Annotated in this window: 19 protein-coding genes; 14 read left to right on the top strand and 5 right to left on the bottom strand. The window is 68.5% G+C overall.

The annotated features are described in order from the left end of the window. Window positions 1-29: 29 nt before the first annotated feature. Both E0H92_RS18045 and E0H92_RS18040 read right to left on the bottom strand, forming a co-directional pair. On the bottom strand, window positions 30-596 hold the full coding sequence (locus E0H92_RS18045; RefSeq protein ID WP_131497005.1) for a hypothetical protein: 567 nt from the start codon (window positions 594-596) through the stop codon (window positions 30-32). 123 nt (window positions 597-719) lie between these two features. After that, entirely contained in the window at window positions 720-1,343 is a 624-nt protein-coding gene (locus tag E0H92_RS18040; protein ID WP_131497004.1) for a hypothetical protein, read from the bottom strand. Window positions 1,344-1,461: 118 nt separating this feature from the next. Between E0H92_RS18040 and E0H92_RS18035 the strand changes: the two genes are divergently transcribed. From E0H92_RS18035 to E0H92_RS44695, 9 genes are all read left to right on the top strand, one after another. Further along, complete coding sequence (locus E0H92_RS18035) at window positions 1,462-3,309, top strand: glycoside hydrolase family 127 protein (RefSeq protein WP_131497003.1); 1,848 nt, start codon at window positions 1,462-1,464, stop codon at window positions 3,307-3,309. Then, window positions 3,309-5,006 carry an ABC transporter substrate-binding protein gene (locus E0H92_RS18030; protein ID WP_238173479.1) on the top strand — a complete coding sequence of 566 codons (1,698 nt, stop codon included), beginning with the start codon at window positions 3,309-3,311 and terminating at the stop codon, window positions 5,004-5,006. Before E0H92_RS18035 ends, E0H92_RS18030 begins: the two co-directional genes overlap by 1 nt. Then, window positions 5,003-5,950 (top strand): ABC transporter permease, encoded by a 948-nt coding sequence (locus E0H92_RS18025; protein WP_131497002.1) that lies wholly within the window; start codon window positions 5,003-5,005, stop codon window positions 5,948-5,950. The genes E0H92_RS18030 and E0H92_RS18025 overlap by 4 nt, the downstream gene beginning before the upstream one ends. A 118-nt stretch (window positions 5,951-6,068) precedes the next feature. Further along, window positions 6,069-7,052 carry an ABC transporter permease gene (locus E0H92_RS18020; protein WP_131462500.1) on the top strand — a complete coding sequence of 328 codons (984 nt, stop codon included), beginning with the start codon at window positions 6,069-6,071 and terminating at the stop codon, window positions 7,050-7,052. Further along, window positions 7,049-7,879: an ABC transporter ATP-binding protein gene (locus E0H92_RS18015; RefSeq protein WP_131497001.1), complete on the top strand. Its 831-nt coding sequence runs from the start codon at window positions 7,049-7,051 to the stop codon at window positions 7,877-7,879. Before E0H92_RS18020 ends, E0H92_RS18015 begins: the two co-directional genes overlap by 4 nt. Next, window positions 7,879-8,703, top strand: coding sequence for an ATP-binding cassette domain-containing protein (locus E0H92_RS18010; RefSeq protein WP_202873678.1), 825 nt, complete (start codon window positions 7,879-7,881; stop codon window positions 8,701-8,703). The genes E0H92_RS18015 and E0H92_RS18010 overlap by 1 nt, the downstream gene beginning before the upstream one ends. After that, window positions 8,700-9,977, top strand: a complete 1,278-nt coding sequence (locus E0H92_RS18005) for an alpha/beta fold hydrolase (RefSeq protein ID WP_131497000.1) — start codon at window positions 8,700-8,702, stop codon at window positions 9,975-9,977. Before E0H92_RS18010 ends, E0H92_RS18005 begins: the two co-directional genes overlap by 4 nt. Window positions 9,978-10,032: 55 nt before the next feature. Continuing rightward, window positions 10,033-10,713 carry a GntR family transcriptional regulator gene (locus E0H92_RS18000; protein WP_131462503.1) on the top strand — a complete coding sequence of 227 codons (681 nt, stop codon included), beginning with the start codon at window positions 10,033-10,035 and terminating at the stop codon, window positions 10,711-10,713. Between the two features lie 53 nt (window positions 10,714-10,766). Continuing rightward, window positions 10,767-11,261 carry a hypothetical protein gene (locus E0H92_RS44695; RefSeq protein WP_202873677.1) on the top strand — a complete coding sequence of 165 codons (495 nt, stop codon included), beginning with the start codon at window positions 10,767-10,769 and terminating at the stop codon, window positions 11,259-11,261. Here the strand turns inward: E0H92_RS44695 and E0H92_RS17990 are convergent. Then, entirely contained in the window at window positions 11,258-12,241 is a 984-nt protein-coding gene (locus tag E0H92_RS17990) for a carbohydrate kinase family protein (RefSeq protein WP_131496999.1), read from the bottom strand. The genes E0H92_RS44695 and E0H92_RS17990 overlap by 4 nt on opposite strands. A 95-nt stretch (window positions 12,242-12,336) precedes the next feature. On the opposite strand from E0H92_RS17990, the gene E0H92_RS17985 reads away from it, so the two are divergent. Genes E0H92_RS17985 through E0H92_RS17965 form a run of 5 tightly spaced genes read left to right on the top strand, consistent with a single transcriptional unit; the run spans window position 12,337 to window position 16,166 of the window. Further along, window positions 12,337-12,972, top strand: a complete 636-nt coding sequence (locus tag E0H92_RS17985) for an O-methyltransferase (protein WP_131462505.1) — start codon at window positions 12,337-12,339, stop codon at window positions 12,970-12,972. Between the two features lie 10 nt (window positions 12,973-12,982). Then, window positions 12,983-13,627 carry an ABC transporter ATP-binding protein gene (locus E0H92_RS17980; RefSeq protein WP_131289209.1) on the top strand — a complete coding sequence of 215 codons (645 nt, stop codon included), beginning with the start codon at window positions 12,983-12,985 and terminating at the stop codon, window positions 13,625-13,627. Next, entirely contained in the window at window positions 13,624-15,204 is a 1,581-nt protein-coding gene (locus E0H92_RS17975) for a DUF6297 family protein (RefSeq protein WP_131496998.1), read from the top strand. Before E0H92_RS17980 ends, E0H92_RS17975 begins: the two co-directional genes overlap by 4 nt. Before the next feature lie 51 nt (window positions 15,205-15,255). Then, window positions 15,256-15,597 carry a PadR family transcriptional regulator gene (locus E0H92_RS17970; RefSeq protein WP_131289205.1) on the top strand — a complete coding sequence of 114 codons (342 nt, stop codon included), beginning with the start codon at window positions 15,256-15,258 and terminating at the stop codon, window positions 15,595-15,597. Further along, window positions 15,594-16,166, top strand: a complete 573-nt coding sequence (locus E0H92_RS17965) for an HAAS signaling domain-containing protein (protein ID WP_131462507.1) — start codon at window positions 15,594-15,596, stop codon at window positions 16,164-16,166. Before E0H92_RS17970 ends, E0H92_RS17965 begins: the two co-directional genes overlap by 4 nt. On the opposite strand, the gene E0H92_RS17960 is transcribed toward E0H92_RS17965, so the two are convergent. Together E0H92_RS17960 and E0H92_RS17955 are read right to left on the bottom strand one after the other, a co-directional pair. Then, window positions 16,154-16,459, bottom strand: coding sequence for a nucleoside triphosphate pyrophosphohydrolase family protein (locus E0H92_RS17960; RefSeq protein ID WP_202873676.1), 306 nt, complete (start codon window positions 16,457-16,459; stop codon window positions 16,154-16,156). The two genes, E0H92_RS17965 and E0H92_RS17960, sit on opposite strands and share 13 nt — an antisense overlap. Before the next feature lie 232 nt (window positions 16,460-16,691). Beyond that, window positions 16,692-17,579, bottom strand: coding sequence for a peptidoglycan recognition protein family protein (locus E0H92_RS17955; RefSeq protein ID WP_131496997.1), 888 nt, complete (start codon window positions 17,577-17,579; stop codon window positions 16,692-16,694). Between the last annotated feature and the right edge of the window lie 69 nt (window positions 17,580-17,648).

The following is a 17,648-nucleotide window of genomic DNA, read 5'->3' as shown; positions in this document are numbered from 1 at the left end:
CGATGACGTGCCAAGGGTCCATCCATGACTCAATGACGCCGACGCACGAGGAGGGCGGTCAGGACGCCGACCACGAGCATGATCGCGGGCAGCGGGTTGAGGAGGTGCTCAGAAATCAGCAGCACGCCGCAGACCGCAGTTGGCGCGAGGCCGATCACGACAGGAACCACCGCGCGCCGGTCGCCGCGACGTACCCCGTACAGGATCACCGGAGTGAGCAGCCACAGGAACAGCAGCAGCGCGAAGGCGGACTCCGTGGAGGAACTGCCCTCTCTGAGGTCGAGATCCTCGTCGAGCCGAGAGTTGCTGTTCATCAGCCAGCCGAAGAAGCCGACGGCGAGCGCCACCACGGCGGCCGCCACCGGGAGCCAGCGCAGGCCGGTGCGGAGATCGAGCGTGCTGCGAGTCGAGGCCAGCGCGAGGTAGCAGCCGATCACCACGAACTCGGCGACTGCAGCCGCGACGACGAGGCCGAGCGGATCGGTTGATCCCAGGACCTCGGCGGGACAGTAAGCGCCTCGTGGGCACGGGCCCTGCCCGAGTGGCGGCAGTATGACCTTGGCCGCCCAGAGCAAAGGGAGGCTCAGGAAGCTCACCGCGGCGGTGACGCGGAACAGGTTGCCTGCGGGTCTGGGTGGTGGGCGGCGGAGGTTGAGGCGGGGCCGGTCACGGGGACACGATGGCGTGCCGAGGGGTTCATCGGGCGGTCGGCCGATGAGTTACTCACGTCGACGTACGACCAGCACGGTGAGGACTGCGACGACGAGCATAACGGCCGGTAGTGCGGCGAGTGGGGAGTCTGTTGCTACGAAGGCGGCACCGGCGCCGGTGGGGGCGAGGGCCAGTACGACCGGGATCACGGCTCGTCGGTCGCCGCGATGTACGCCGTACAGGACCAGCGGGGTGAGGAGCCAGACCGCGAACAGGAGCAGCAGGGCGAGTTCCAGGGAATCGAGGCGGCGCAGGTCGTCCCCCTCGATCAGCCAGCCGAAGCCGCCAACGGCCAGGGCCACGATCGTGACCGCGATCGGTGACCACCGCAGACCGGACCTCAGGTCGAGACTCCGGCGGGCCGCGGCGAACGCCAGATAGCCGCCGATCACCAGGAGTTCCACGCACGCCACTACCAGGAGGACTGCCAGTTCGTTGACGGGCTCGCTGAGCGTTGGGGGACACACCTCTTGAGCGTCTTCGGGGCATGGGTCGACCCCGCTGCGTGGGTACAGCTCGTAGACCGCCCAGAACAAGGGCAGGCTCAGGAAACTCACCGCGGCCGTGACGCGGAACAGGTTGCCGGCGGGTTTGGCCGGCCGGCGGCGGAGGTCGAGGTGTGGGGCGGTCACGGAAACACGATGCCGCTGCGGAGGGCCACTGGCTGGTGACGGGGTGGATCGTTTCCGGCGTGTAAACGTCTTTCGTCGGGGGTTGGCAAGGTGTGACATTGCACTTAAGGTCTGTGCAATGTCACACGGTACAGAGTTCAGCGTCGAGCTGACCGGAGGGTTGCTGCACGACTGGCAGCAGCGGAACCGGCGAGCGACGATCCCGCACGCGATCGCCGAGTTGCGCAAGGCCGGGAACCTGGAGAACCTCCGGCGGCTGGCCGACCCGTCGGTCGGGCCGTACCGCGGGCGGTACCCGTTCCTGGACACCGACCTCTACAAGACGCTCGAGGGCCTCGCCTATGAGGTGGATCGCGAGGACGGGGCGCCGGCCGGCGCGCGGGAGTTCTTCGACGAGGTCGTCGAACTCCTCGAGCAGGCGCAGGCCGACGACGGCTACCTGAACTCGTACTTCCAGGACCGGGACCAGCCGAAGCAGCCCTGGTCGGACCTCGGCTGGGGCCACGAGCTCTACAACCTCGGCCATCTGATCCAGGCGGCCGTCGCGGCGCAGCGTCGATTGTCGGACGGCCGATTGTTGACAATCGCCAGGCGGTTCGCGGACCTCGTCGTCCGGAAGTACGGCGTCGACGGTGCCGAGATTGTCGACGGTCATCCCGAGGTCGAGATGGCGCTGGTCGAGCTTTATCGTGAAACCGGCGACGAGGACTACCTCACGCAGGCCCGCCTGTTCGTCGACCGGCGTGGTCAGGGGAAGCTCAAGCACACGATCTTCCCGGGGGAGTACTTCCAGGACCACGTGCCGTTCCGCGAGCTGCCGTCCGTCACCGGTCACGCAGTACGGATGGCGTACCTCGCGGCGGGCGCGGCCGACGTACACCTGGAGACCGGGGACCCGACGCTGCTGGCAGCGCTCGAGCGGCTGTGGGACGACATGGTCGCGACGAAGCTGTACCTCACCGGCGGGCTCGGCAGTCGGCACTCCGACGAGGCGATCGGCGACCGCTACGAGCTGCCGTCCGAGCGGGCGTACGCCGAGACGTGCGCGGCGATCGCGACGATGCAGTGGGCCTGGCGGATGTTCCGCGCCACGGGCAAGGCGTCGTACCTCGATGTGTACGAGACGGTGCTCTACAACGCTTATGCCGTTGGGCTTTCGGCCGATGGTACGGCGTTCTTCTACGACAATCCGCTGCAGCGGCGGCCGGATCATGAGCAGCGCTCCGGTGCCGAGGACGGTGGCGAGTTGCTGCGGCGCTCGTGGTTCGGCTGCCCGTGCTGCCCGCCGAACATCATCCGCTGGATGTCCGAACTCCAGGACCACGTAGCAGTTGCCCGCGACAACGTTCTGTACGTCGGGATGTACGCCGGCGCCCGCATCACCGCGGACGGTCTCACCGTCAACGTCTCCACCAACTACCCGTGGGACGGCGAGATCACGCTGACCGTCGAGGACGCACCGGCCGAGGAGCGAGCAATCGCCCTCCGCATTCCGCGCTGGGCTTCGGAGGCGCAGCTCGACGGACAGCCCGTAGACATCGGCTGGGCAGTAACCAAGAGAAACTTCAAGCCTGGTGACGTGCTGCGGTTGACGTTGCCGATGGGGCCCCGGGCGCATGGGTCGCATCCGTATCTCGATGCGACCCGGGGTGCGATCGCCGTGGCGCGAGGTCCGCTGGTCTATTGCGTCGAGCAACAAGATGTCGAGGCGCCGGTGGACGACCTGTTGCTGACACCGGCCGCTGTGCACCGAGCGGTCGCGCGAGAGCGGGACGGCCATCTCGTCCTCGAGCTGACGGCCGGTGTCGCGCCGGCTCCGGCGCCCGAGCTCTACCCCGTACTCACCGACCAACCCCAGGATTCCGCCTCTCATGAAGTGCCGGTGACGTTCACGCCGTACTTCCTCTGGGGAAACCGTCAGGCCCTGGCCATGCGTGTGTGGCTGCGAACCGAAAGAGACGACTGATGAAGAGAACTTCCATGCTCGTGGGGCTCGTGGCATCGGCGGCGCTCGCGCTGACCGCGTGCGGCGGCAACGCCTCCGGCGGTGCGAGCGGTGAGTCCGCCGGCCCCGGCGCCAAGGCCGCGCAGGGCGGCACGCTCCAGGTGCTCGCGAACGCCGCGTTCTCGCACCTCGATCCGGCCCGCGGATTCGACGGCGGCGTCAACAACTTCTACCGGCTGATCTACCGCACACTCACCACCCAGGGCGCCGCACCGGGGGCCGACGGCACCAAGATCGTGCCGGATCTCGCCACCGACACGGGCAAGCCGTCCGACGGCGGCAAGACCTGGACGTTCACGCTCAAGGACGGCCTGTTCTTCGAGACCGGTGCGCCGATCACCAGCGCCGACGTGAAGTGGGGTGTCTCGCGGGCGTGGGATCCGGAGATCGGCATCGGTTCGCCGTACGCGAAGCAGCTGATCGACGCGCCGGCGTCGTACCAGGGCCCGTACAAGTCCGGTGAATTGCCGACAATCCTCACACCGGACGCGAAGACGATCGTGTTCCACCTGAAGAAGCCGTACGCCGACTTCGGCAGCGTGGTCGCGCAGAACACGTTCACGCCGGTGCCGAAGGGGCAGGGCGCGGGCAACGCGCTGGACAGCAAGCCGATCGCGTCGGGACCGTACAAGGTCTCCGAGTACAAGCCGGGCGCGGCGCTCAAGCTGGTCCGCAACGACAAGTGGGACAAGAAGACCGACGACGTACGACAGGCGAACCCGGACGCGTTCCAGTGGACGTTCGGCCTCGACCCCGCGACGATCGACGAGCGGATGATCGCCGGCCAGGGCACCGATGCCGACGCGATCGCCGGCACCATCCAGGCCGCCACGGTGGCCCGGGTCCAGACCGCGCAGCTCAAGCAGCGCACGATGAGCGGTCTCGGCGGCTGTACGACGTACATGGGGCTGAACTCCACGAAGAAACCGCTGGACAACGTGAAGGTGCGGCAGGCGATCAACCTCGCGGTCAACAAGCAGACGGTCCGCGACGCGGTCGGCGGGTCGACCCTCGCCGAGATCGCCACCAGCATCCAGCCGCCGACCATCGCCGGCCGGGTGGACTACGACCCGTACCCGAGCCCGGACCACAAGGGTGACGTCGACGGCGCCCGCAAGCTCCTCACCGAGGCCGGTTTCGCCGACGGCTTCACGATGACGCTCGACACCCGCGCGCAACCGAAGATGCAGGCGATGGCGGTCGCGATCCAGCAGGCGCTCGAGCCGCTGAAGATCACCGTGAAGATCAACACCATCGACACCGCGACGTACTACGAGGTGATCGGTACGACGTCGCAGCAGCACGACGCGGCGATCACCGGCTGGTGCCCGGACTGGCCGTCCGGTGCGACGTTCCTGCCGCCGCTGTTCGACGGCCGCAACATCACCCCGAAGGGCAACAGCAACCTGTCGCAGCTGAACGACCCGGGCGTGAACGCGAAGATCGACGAGATCGCCAAGCTGACCGACGTCCAGGCCGCGAACAAGGCGTACGGCGAACTGGACAAGCAGATCATGGCGCTGGCGCCGGTCGTTCCGCTGCTCTACGAGAAGGTCCTGATGCTGGTCGGCAGCAACATCGGCGGCGCCTACCTGCACGACGGTTTCTCGGGCGGCATCGACCTGGTGTCCGTGGGTCTGAAGGACGCCGGGAAGTGACAGCAACCCCGACACTCGTCGAGGTCGAGGAGGCGGCGCCGTCGTCGGCGCCGCCCACCTCGGGCAAGCGGGTTCTCACCAGGATCACGCGGGACAAGGGCGCGCTGGCGTGCCTGGTGTTCCTGGCGATCGTGGTCCTGATGGCGGTGGCCGCGCCGCTGATCACCAGGCTCAGCGGCTGGGGGCCGTACCAGTTCGACTCGGCGGCGATCAACTCCGACCTCGGCGGCGTCCCGCACGGCGCGCTCGGTGGGATCAGCGGCTCGCACTGGTTCGGCGTCGAGCCGCAGAACGGCCGCGACCTGTTCGCCCGGATCGTGTACGGCGCCCGCGTATCGATCACCATCTCATTGTCTGCAACCGTGCTGACCGGGGTTCTCGGCGTCGTGCTGGGCATGCTGGCCGGGTTCTACCGCGGCTGGGTCGACCAGGTGATCTCGCGGCTGATGGACTTCCTGATGGCGTTCCCGGCGCTGATCTTCATGATCGCGATCCTGTCGTCGCTGCCGTCCGGGAACCGGCCGGTGCTGCTGGTCGTGGTGATCAGCGCGTTCGGCTGGCCGTACCTCGCGCGGGTGATCCGCGGTCAGACGATGACGCTGGCGAACCGTGAGTTCGTCGAGGCGGCGCGCGCGTCCGGGGCGAAGGATTCCCAGGTGGTGTTCCGCGAGATCCTGCCGAACCTGCGCGGCTCGATCGTCGTGATGACGACCCTCGCCATCCCGGGCTACATCGGGACCGAGGCGGGCCTGTCCTTCCTCGGCGTCGGTGTCTCGCCGCCGACCGCGTCCTGGGGCCAGATGATCTCGAGCTCGGTGAGCTGGTACTCGGTGGACCCGATGTTCTTCGCGATCCCCGGCCTGTTCCTGTTCCTCACCGTGCTTTCGCTGACCGTCCTCGGCGACAAGATCCGCACCCTCATCGACCAGGGAGAAGCCGCATGACTGTGCTTTTGGCCGGGCCTTCGGCGCCGGCGTGGTCATGGGGCTGTGACTCCCGGTCTTCCCTCGTCGCTCCGGTCGCTTCGCTCCCTCCGCTCCTCAGTCCAGACCGGGAGGCCCCATGACCCGCTATGTTCTCGGCCGGCTTGGGGGTGTCGTACTGATCCTGCTGGCCGTGTGCCTGTTCACGTACCTGATCTTCTTCAAGCTCTCGCCGGATCCCGCGGTGATGATCTGCGGCAAGACGTGTACGCCGGAGCGCATCGACTCGATCCGTGACGTGCTCGGGCTCAACCAGCCGCTGCTCACGCAGTTCTGGGAGTTCCTGAGCGGGATCTTCGTGGGTCGCGACTACGGCTCGGTGCACTGTTCGGCGCCGTGTCTCGGGTACAGCTTCCAGACCAACGAGTCGGTGTGGAGCATGATCACCGCGCGGCTTCCGGTGAGCATCACGGTCGCGGTCGGTGCCGCCGTACTGTGGCTGCTCGTCGGCGTGATCGGTGGTCTGGTGAGCGCGGTCAAGCAGGGCACGTGGTGGGACCGGTCCGCGATGGGTCTCGCGCTCGGCGGTGTGAGCGTGCCGAACTACGTGCTCGCACTGGTGCTGCAGTACGTGCTGGTTGTGAAGTTGCAGGTGCTGCCGTTCCCGTCGGCGGTGTCGTTCGTTGACAATCCGGCGGTCTGGTTCGAGTCGTACCTGATGCCGTGGGTCGTGCTCGCCGTCGGCTATGCCTGTCTGTACGCGCGGTTGACCCGGAGCAATGTCATCGACACGTTGGCCGAGAACTACTACCGGACCGCGCGGGCCAAGGGACTGAGTGGCGCGCTGATCATGCGCCGGCACGCGTTACGTCCCGCGCTGACACCGATCACCACGATCTTCGGGATGGACTTCGCCGGCCTGCTCGGCGGCGCACTGATCACCGAGACCGTGTTCGGGCTGAACGGGATCGGGAAGATGGCCGCCGACTCGATCGCCAAGAACGACCAGCCGGTGATCATGGCGGTCACGCTGCTCGCCGCCTTCTTCGTTGTCATCGGCAACGTCGTGGTGGACCTCCTGTACACGGCCCTCGATCCACGGGTCCGGGTGGTGTCGGCATGAGCGAGCGCAGCGAGCGAACAGAGAGCAGAGCCGACGCATTGTTCGTTGTCGACAATCTGACTGTCACTTTGCCGACCAGCCGTGGGCCGGTGGACGTGGTGAAGGACGTGTCGTTCACGGTCGGCCGGGACGAGACGGTCGGGATCGTCGGCGAGTCCGGGTCGGGCAAGTCGATGACCGCCCTCGCCGTCCTCGGGCTGCTGCCGCGCGGGGCCCGGACGTCGGGCAGCGTCCGGCTGGACGGCGCCGAGTTGCTCGGGCGCTCGGACCGCGACCTCAGATCCGTGCGGGGCAACGCGATCTCGATGGTGTTCCAGGACCCGCTGTCGTCGCTGAATCCCTACTACACCGTGGGCCTGCAGATCTCCGAGATGTACCGAACTCACCGCGGTGGGTCACGGGCCGCGGCGCGGAAGGTCGCGATCGAGGCGCTGGAGCGGGTGCACATCCCGGACGCGGCGCGCCGGGTCGACCACTACCCGCACCAGTTCTCCGGTGGGATGCGGCAGCGCGTGATGATCGCGATGGCGCTGTGCTGTTCGCCGTCGCTGCTGATCGCGGACGAGCCGACGACCGCGCTCGATGTGACCGTCCAGGCACAGATCCTGGAGCTGCTCGCCGAGCTGCAGTCGACGACCGGGACCGGGATGATGTTCATCACCCACGACCTCGCGGTGATCAGCTCGATCGCCCAGCGGGTGCTGGTGATGCAGTCGGGTGATCCGGTCGAGTACGGGACCGCGGAGCAGGTGTTCTCGGATCCGCGGCACGAGTACACGCGGATGCTGCTGGACGCTGTACCGCGAATCGATGACGAGGTGCTCTAGTGACGTTGTTGAAGGTGCAGGGCGTGACGAAGGAGTTCGTCACCCGCGGCGAGGGCGCGATGGCCCGCAAGTCGACGTTCACCGCGGTCGACGACGTGAGCTTCGAGGTCGAACTCGGGGAGACGCTCGCGATCGTCGGCGAGTCGGGCAGTGGGAAGTCCACGACGGCACGGATCGCCGCGCGGCTGCTGGAGCCGACCAAGGGCAGCGTCGTGTTCGACGGTCAGGACGTGACGCGGGCCAGCGGCAAGGAGTTGGCGACGTTCCGGAACAACGTGCAGGTGGTGTTCCAGGACCCGTTCTCGTCGCTGAACCCGCGGTACACGGTCGAGCGGATCATCACCGCCCCGCTCACCTACCAGGGGATCACACCGTCGAAATCAAGGCGGGCGTTCACGCAGGAGCTGATGGAGCGGGTCGGTCTGAACCCGGACCACTGCCGGCGGTACCCGGCGCAGTTCTCCGGCGGGCAGGCGCAGCGGATCGGGATCGCCCGGGCGCTCGCGGTCAACCCGAAGCTGGTGATCTGCGACGAGGCGGTGTCGGCGCTGGACGTGTCGATCCAGGCACAGGTGCTGGACCTGCTGATGCGGCTGCAGCGGGAGAGCGGGTTCAGCTACGTCTTCATCGCGCACGACCTGGCCGTCGTACGGCAGATCGCGCAGCGCGTCGCGGTGATGAACCGAGGCAGAATCGTCGAGGTGGGGACACGGGACCAGGTGTTCGGGGATCCTCAGGACGAGTACACGAAGACGTTGCTGGCCGCCGTACCGCGGATCAACCCTGAATGGGACGCCAGACGCAGGGGGAAGAAGGCTTCATGACCAGCTACACGATTCCGGGGATGCACGTTCGGGAGCACGAGATCGCGGTGCCGCTGGACTGGGCGAACCCGGGCGAGTCGATCACCGTGTTCGCGCGGGAGCTGATCGATCCGGTGCGGAAGGACGAGGACCTGCCCTGCCTGCTGTTCCTGCAGGGCGGTCCCGGCGGGAAGGGACCAAGGCCGACCGGCGTGTCGGGGTGGATCGAGCACGCGTTGAAGAAGTACCGGGTCGTCCTGATGGACCAGCGCGGTACCGGCCGGAGTACGCCGGTCAGCGGCCGGCGGATGGCGTCGATGTCGGCCGAGGAAGGCGCCGACTACCTGGCGTGCTTCCGGGCGGACTCGATCATCTCGGACGCCGAGCAGCTGCGGAACAAGGTCTTCGGCGGCCGCCGGTGGTCGACACTCGGCCAGAGCTACGGCGGTTTCCTCACGCTCACCTACTTGTCCAACGCACCCGACGCCCTGACCGCGTGCTACGTCACCGGCGGGCTCGCGTCGATCGACCCGTCGGCGGCCGAGGTGTACCGGCGGACCTATCCGCGGGTGGCGGCCAAGAACCGGGAGTTCTACCGGCGGTACCCGCACAACGTGGAGCGGGTCGGCCGGATCGCGGACCGGCTGGCGGAGTCCGACGTACGGCTGCCGGACGGCGATCGGCTGACGGTACGGCGGCTGCAGTCGCTCGGGATCGACTTCGGGATGAAACCCGGCTACGAGCGCATCCACTGGCTGATCGACGAGGCCTTCGACGGCGACGAACTGTCCGACGGCTTTCTCGGCGAGGTGCTGGGAGCGTCGTCGTACCTCGGTGGACCGCTGTTCGCCGCGCTGCAGGAAAGCATCTACGGATCCGGTGAGGGGGCGACCGGCTGGGCGGCCGAGGCGGAGCGGGCACGGCACCCGGAGTTCGCCGAGGACGCGCGGCCGCTGCTGTTCACCGGCGAGATGATGTACCCCTGGATGTTCGAGGAGATCCGCGGGCTGCGGCCGTTCCAGGGTGCGGTCGAGCTGCTGGCGCAGCGCCCGCGGTGGTCCGAGCTGTACGACCTCGAGCGGCTGGCCGCGAACGACGTACCGGTGGCGGCCGCGGTGTACTTCGACGACATGTACGTCGACTCCGGGCTGCAACTGGACACCGCGCACCGGGTCGGCAACGTGCAGGCATGGGTGACGAACGAGTACGAGCACGACGGGCTGGGCACGCAGCGGGTCTTCGAGCGGCTCACCGAGCTGGTCGCCGCCATCGGGGGTGGCATCCCTGACCAGTGACGACCGGTGCTTCACAATAGGCCACGAAATCTTGCCGGGCCCCAGGAGGTGAACCATGGCTGCCGATTCGATCGGGCCGCTGCCGAGCGTACGGCGGCTGGCGCACCGCGAGAACCTGCGCGACAGCGTGGCCAACGCGCTGCGGGCGGCGGTGATCTCCGGCGAGCTGAAGCCGGGGGAGGTGTACTCGGCGCCGACGCTCGGCGCGCGGTTCGGGGTCTCCGCGACGCCGGTCCGCGAGGCGATGCTGGACCTGGTCCGCGAGGGCCTGGTGATCTCGCTGCGGAACAAGGGCTTCCGGGTCACCGACGTGTCCGACGAGGACCTCGACAACCTGGCCGCGCTGCGCCAGCTGATCGAGCCGCCGACGATCCGGGACGTGGTCCCGGCGATCCCGGCGCAGGACTACCCGCGGCTGCGGCAGCTCGCCGAGGACATCGTGACGGCGGCGGAGGCCGGCGACCTGATCGCGTACATCGAAGCGGACCGGGTCTTCCACGTCACGCTGCTCGCGTACTCCGGCAACCAGAAGCTGGTCGACGTCGTGTCGGACCTGCGCTCCCAGACGCGCCTCCTCGGCCTCACACCGCTCGTCGAGAGCGGCCGGCTGGTGCCGTCCGCCACCGAACACCACGAGCTCCTCGATCTCGTGGAGGCCGGTGACGGCGAAGGAGCCGAGCAGTTGATGCGGCGGCACATCGGCCACGTCCGGGGGCTGTGGGCTCGGTCGTCGTGACAGGTTGCGGCCATTCGGGTCGCTGACCTCTGGGGTGTTGGGACGCTGGCGGCATGGGTGAGCTGCGGTGGGCCGGTGCGGTAGGTGCGGTAGGCGTGGTGGGTGCGGCGTTGGTGCTGGCGGGATGTGGCGGTGGCGGGTCCGGGACCTGGTCGGATGCCGGGTCGGCGCCGGACAGCAGTACGCCGACGTCCGTCGTCACGCCGCCGCCCGCACCCACGCCGTCTCCCACACCGACCGTCAAGCCCACGCCGACTGTGAAGCCCAAGCCGGTGGTGCCCGAGGCGGACTGCACCGGGACGCTCAAGGGCGGCCGGTTCGACTTCTCGGGCACCAACATCTTCATCTCCGACCAGGGCTTCACCTGCAACGGCGGGCAGATGGTCGGGTACGAGCGGCACAAGACCGCCGTCACCTTCTACGTCGGCAACAAGCACGTCACGCTCGGGCCGAAGAAGTCCGCGGCGATCGGCGGCTACCGGATCCGGGTCAGCATCGCGAACAGCAAACAGGCCACGTTCACGGTCGACCGAATCACATCCACCTAGGCGATGACCCCCAGCGCCTGCTTCGCGGTGGCGGCAGCGTCGGCGCCGTACGTGCCGGTGAGCCGGTCGAGGAAGCTCGGGTGGTCCAGGCTGTACTCCTGGGTGCCGACCGTCTCCAGCACCGTGGTCGCCAGCGTGCAGCCGAGGTGGGCGGCCGCTTCGTGGTCGAGGCCCCCGGCGCGACCGGTGAGGTAGCCGGCCCGGAAGGCGTCGCCGCCGCCGGTCGGGTCGACCAGGTTCGGCGCGGGCACCGCCGGGACCTTCGCGAGGATGCCTGTCGTGTCCTCGATGACGACGCCGTCGCCGCCGTGGGTCGTGACGCGTACGCCGACTCGCTCGAGGATCTCGGCGTGGCTCCAGCCGGTCTTCTGCACCATCAGCCCGGCCTCGTACTCGTTGCTGAACAGGTACGCCGCACCGTCGACGAGCTTGCGGATGTCGTCACCGTCCATCCGCGCCATCTGCTGCGACGGGTCGGCCGCGACCGCGATCCCGTGCTGCTTGGCCAGCTCGGTGTGCTTGAGCATCGCGGCCGGGTCGTCGGCGCCGATCAGCACCAGGTCGACACCGCCCGCGGCCTGATGGATCGCGCCCAGGTCGAGTTCGCGCGCCTCGGCCATCGCGCCGGTGTAGAACGAGGCGATCTGGTTGGCGTCCAGGTCTGTCGTGCAGGTGAACCGGGCGGTGTGTACGTTCTCGCAGACGCGGACGTGCGAGATGTCGACGCCGGCCTCCGTCAGCGCCGCGCCGTACTCGGCGAAGTCGGCGCCGACCGAGCCGACCAGCAGCGACGGGAACCCGAGCTGGGACATGCCGTAGCAGATGTTCGCGGCGACGCCGCCGCGGTGGACGACCAGCTCGTCGACCAGGAACGAGAGGGAGACCTTGTGCATCTGCTCCTCGAGGAACTGGTCCTTGAACCGGCCCGGGAACGTCATCAGGATGTCGGTCGCGATCGAGCCGGCGACGGCGATGCGCATGCGGGGTGCTCCCTCGAGGTGGGGTGGGTGTCAGGCCAACGAACAACCCATAGAGACTACAGGCGACCGATCTAATACACGGAGGGGCGAATTTCATGGGCCATCAGGTACCGGTGACCGAGGAACTGCACGACTACATGCTCGCCCACGGCATGCCGCTGGACGAGATCGCGACCGAGCTGCGCGCCGAGACCGAGAAACTCGGCAGCCCCGCGGGGATGCTGACCACCGCGGACCAGGCCGGTCTGCTGACCACCCTGACCCGCCTGATCGGCGCTCGCCGGGCCGTCGAGATCGGCACCTTCACCGGGTTCTCCGCGCTCGCGATCTCTCGTGGGCTGCCGGACGACGGCGAGCTGATCTGCCTGGACGTGAGCGACGAGTGGACCTCCATCGGCCGCCCGTACTGGGAGCGGGCCGGGGTCGCGAACAAGATCGACCTGCGGATCGGCGACGCGCACGAGTCGGCGGCGAAGCTCGACGGCGAGTTCGACCTGGCCTTCGTCGACGCCGACAAGGACTGGTACATCCGGTACTTCGAGACCGTCCTGCCGCTGATCCGGCCGAACGGGCTGCTGCTGTTCGACAACACGCTGGCCGGCGGCCGGGTGGTGGACGCGGACGGTCCGGCGGACCGCAAGGAGTTCAACGCGCACGTCGCCAACGACGATCGCGTCGACGTGATCATGCTCGGGATCGGCGACGGGCTGACGCTGGTCCGGAAGAAGTGAGCCGCGCCCGATGAGCAAGAAGGCGGCGCCCCGGCTGGCGGTGACGGATCTGCAGCACAAGTACGGCGACCGTCCGGTGATCGAGGGCCTCACGTTCACGTTGCGGGCCGGCCAGGCGATCGCCCTGGTCGGCCCGAACGGCGCGGGTAAGACGACCGTGCTGAAGTGCATCGTCGGCGCGGCCGAACCGGCGGCCGGGAAGATCCTGCTCGACGGTCAGCCGATCGACGAGCGCGCCGAGGCGGTCCGCCGGGACGTCGCCACCCTGCTCGACGACCTGGACTTCTTCCCGGACCTGACCGCGGCCGAGCATCTCGACCTGCTCGCCCGCGCGCACGGCAACTCGTCGCCCGAGGACCTGGTCGACACGACGCTGCACGACATCGGTCTGCTGCCGGCCGCCGACCAGTTGCCCGGTTCGCTGTCGTCCGGCCAGCGCCGCCGGCTCGCGCTGGCCACGGCGCTGGTCCGCCCGCGCAAGCTGATGGTCCTCGACGAACCCGAGGCCCGCCTCGACACCGGCGGCGTGCAGTGGCTGTCCGACCGGCTCGTCGAGGAGAAGAAGGCCGGTACGGCGATCCTCTTCGCCAGCCACGACCCGGCCCTGGTCGAGACGGTCGCGGACTCCGTCGTCACCCTCACTCCGCTTCCATGAGCGCTGCCGACGGGCCGGTGCGGTTCGACCCTACGGACTTCGGGACGATCCCGTCCTCGCGGGCGCTGCGGTCGTGGATGCGGACCACGCGACGCCAGCACGCGGACCGTTCGTTCTGGGAGATCTTCGAGGACGTGTACCTGGTCCTGTTCACCCTCGCGATGGTCGGCGCGACCGGCGGCAACGTCGTACGGCACCTGAACTCGAATGCCGCCGGCTGTACGTCGTGGACGTGCGGACAGGTGACGTCGTGGTTGCCGTGGATCGTCATACCGTTGCTACTGGCAACCACGATCCGGGTGCTGCTCGCGGTCGGCCCGGTGTCGGCGTCACGGGCGACCGGGTTCTGGTTGCTGGCGACGCCGGTGAGCCGGGCCTCCTTGCTGCGACCGGCGTACCGGTTGGTGATCGCCTCGGTCGCGGTGATCGGGCTGGTGGTCGGCGCGGTCATCTGGGCCTTGCTCGGGGAGCCGTGGTTCGACGTGATCGCGACGGCCGTGCTGATCGGCGCGGTGCTCGTGTGCGCCGCGCTCGCCACCGTCTGGGCGCAACAGACCGTACGGCGGGCGCAGTGGACGCTGCGGGTCGCGGACCTGCTGCTGCTCGCCGCCGTCGTCCCGGCGGTGGCGCTCGCCCTGCGCCCGCGACCGAACATCACCGGCGCCAACGTGATCGTCTCGACCTTCACCGGTGAGGACCGCGGTCCGACGCTCGGTCTCCGGGCACTCGATGACTCCGACGCGGTCACCTCCGGGCAGCTGACTTTTCTGCTGGTGTGCGCAGTGCTGGTCGTGGTGTGCGTCGTGCTGACGTTCCTTGTCTCGCGGACTTTGGATCGGCTGGGGCGGATCAGTGTGATCGCCGGGGGCGAACTGCTGGCTGGGCTTGCGGGGGCGGCGAGCAGCTTGGACATCAGCATGCTGGGTGATGTGATCGCCAGTCGGCACTGGCGGTTGAAGGGGCGGGTGCGCTCCCGCCGCGGTCGGGGTGCGGACGGCGCCGCAATCGTGCAGCGCGAGTTCCATCGGATCCTGCGCTGGCCGCGGCGGATCGCGGTCGCGTTCGGGCTGCTCGTCGTCCCGTACGCGGTGCACGGCGCCGGCTTCCACGTCCTGGTACCGATCGCGGCCGCGATCGCCGGCTTCATCGCCGTACGGCCGATGCTCGACGGCCTCCGCACCGCGTGCCGCTCGACCGGCCTGGTGCGCGCACTCGGCTGGGATCTCCGCGAGTTGCGCGTGGTGATGGCCGTCGTACCAGGCCTGTTCACGATCGTCTGGGCGGCCTGCGCCTATCCCGCGATCGGCAGCGCGACCTCCTGTTTCGCCGTGGCTGCCGCAGTCATTTCCGGGACCGTCCGGCAGGCCTCCGCCCGGCCGCCGTCGTACGCCGGACCGCTGGTGACGTCCCCGATGGGCGCGATCCCGCCCGGCCTGTTCTCCCAGCCGGCCCGGGGGTTCGACCTCCTGGTGTTGTGCCTGGCCCCGGTCCTGTTCAACCTCAGCAGCCTCTGGGTCATCGTGATCCCGACCGTCGTTCTGATGCTGATGTTCGCGGTCCGCCCCAAAACTGACTGACTGGTCAGTGGTGGTTGCAGGTTCTTGGTGCGGACAGGTACCTTGTGTCGCATGGTAGCGGAGAAGGTCTTCACCCAGCTGCGCCGCGGGACGCTGGAGTTCTGCGTCCTCGCGCTGTTGCAGGGAGAGCCCCGTTACGGTTTCGAGTTGGTGAAGGCGCTGGGCGAGGTCGACGGTCTGGTGACCACCGAGGGGACGATCTACCCACTGCTGGCCCGGCTGCGACGGGAAGGTCTGGTCGAGACGAGCTGGCGCGAGTCCGAGTCCGGGCCGCCGCGGCGGTACTACACATCGACGGCCGAAGGCAGCCAGGCGCTGGCTGCGTTCACCGCGGACTGGCAACGGTTCTGCGCCTCGGTCGACGCGATCCTGGAAAGAGGGAGACGGGGATGAACGTGGAGCAGGACAACGACCGGCTGGTCGACGCGTACCTGAAAGAGCTCGCGAAGGCTGCCGAGGCGTTGCCGGCAGCGCGCCGGACCGAGCTGGTCGACGACATGAAGGCGCACATCGCCGAGGAGCGCGCTGCCGGCGCCTCCTCGGAGAGCGAGATCCGGCAGATCCTGCAGCGCCTCGGCGACCCGCAGGAGATCGTTGCTGCGGCCACCGAGGGTCTTGTCCTGGTCGAGGTCCCACCGAAGCTGCGCCCGAGTGACATGGTCGCCCTCGCGCTGGTGTTCCTCGGTCCCTTCCTGCCGGGCATCTGGGTGCCGGTGTTCGCCTACGTGATCGGCATCGGGATGCTGTGGTCGTCGAACCGCTGGACCGTCGCGTGGAAGCTCCTCGGCACGCTCAGCTGGCCGCTCGCGTACGCGGTCCTGCTCGGGATGGAGGTCACCATCCAGCCGCCGTTGGCGCTGACCATGACTGTTGACATCCTGATCGGAGTCGCCCTGCTGGTCGGCATGGTGCTGGCGGCGAAGGCGCCCGCCAAGGTGCAGCCGGCCGGTCAGGCCTCGTAGACCAGCCACTTCCGTTCGATCTCCTGCGAGAGATCGACGTCGTGCTGGTGCGCGAAGAGAAGCAGTTGGCAGAGTACGTCGGCGAACTCCTGGTGGAACGTACTGCGGATGTCGTCCGGAGTCGCGCCCTTGGCCCGCGCGCGGCCGGTGTGCTGGAGATAGGCCTGCGTGAGCTCGCCGACCTCCTCCTGCAGCTTCAGCAGGAACCAGTCCGGATCACGGTCGAACCCCAGCCGCTCGCCGTACCCAACCGAAATCTTCTCCAACCGCTGCGTCAACTCCACAAGATCCACGGCCCTACCCAATCAGCTCCCACCGACAACCGTGCGCGGACAAGCGCGCGTACAAGAAGTGGACCGGCGCGCACTTGCGGATCGTTTCGCTGGCGGAGCTAGAGGTTCCGGCCGCTGGGCGGCAACCGTACGCCGGAAGTCGTCGACTGGGGGCGCAGTGGGCCGAACGAGATGATCACGCTCAACGCCCTGCGGGTCCTGAAGGCCGCAGGGCGTTGACCGCGCGTCAGGATCAGGCCGTCGGCTGATCGCCGTTCGGGGCTGCCTCCTCGGCGGCGGGCGTGTCCGGGAACGGGTCGAGGTCCGGGAGGCTGAGATCCGGGTCGACGTTCGGGTCCGGCGCGGTGGGCTGTTCCGGAGCCGGGGTGCCGTCGACCTGCAGGCTCGGCGGAGCGGTCGCCCAGACCGCGGCGGCAGCGCGGGCAGCGTCGGCGGCGTCGGTCTGGCGCTCGTAGTTCTTGATGTCGAGTGCGTACGCCTTCACCACCGCCGACAGGTCCTTGCGCAACTGCCGGTGGGTCCAGAGCGCGTAGGCCTGCGTCCTGGCCTCGATGAAGTTCTTCAGTTCCTGCATCTGGGCCGGGGTCATGTCGTCGTCCTCCGAGTGGCCAGGGGTGAATTCGCCGCGGGCGATCGCGGCGCGGGCGGGGTCTCCGGGGCAGTCGGTCGGCTCCGGGCGGACCGCGGAGTGCGGCCGGATCGCCGTACCGCGGGGATAGATTCTGCGGAAGTCGGCGATCACTCCGCGGGTGGTCGCCTTCATCGCGGCCGTCGGCTGCTCCCCGGTGACGAGGATCAGCAGAACCGCGCCGTACCGCTCGTTGACGTCGGTGCCGCCGTTCGCGCCGGACTGGGTCCGCAGGCCGCGCAACGTCCAGGCGCGACCGGCCTGGTCGACCGCGACCTGGTACGCGATGTCGGACCAGCCGCGGGTGTCCATGTGGTAGTCCTGCCAGCCACGCAACGCGGACGCGACGGCCGCCTTGGAGTGGATGACACTCGTCGATCCGGTACCCGGCCAGTGTATGACCGCGCCTTCGACCCGCGACACGGTCAGGTTGCCCGGTCCGCCGTTCGGCGGGCGCGCGTTCCACGCGGACCGGGGCAGATATTCGACCATCAGTGCTCCTCACATGCCTCACAGCGCCACATACCCACCGTTGGCGCTCGGTAATCAACCGATCACACT

Origin of the sequence: Kribbella speibonae (assembly GCF_004331375.1) — a bacterium.
Lineage (GTDB): Bacteria > Actinomycetota > Actinomycetes > Propionibacteriales > Kribbellaceae > Kribbella > Kribbella sindirgiensis.
This window is presented reverse-complemented; position numbering and strand designations above follow the sequence as displayed.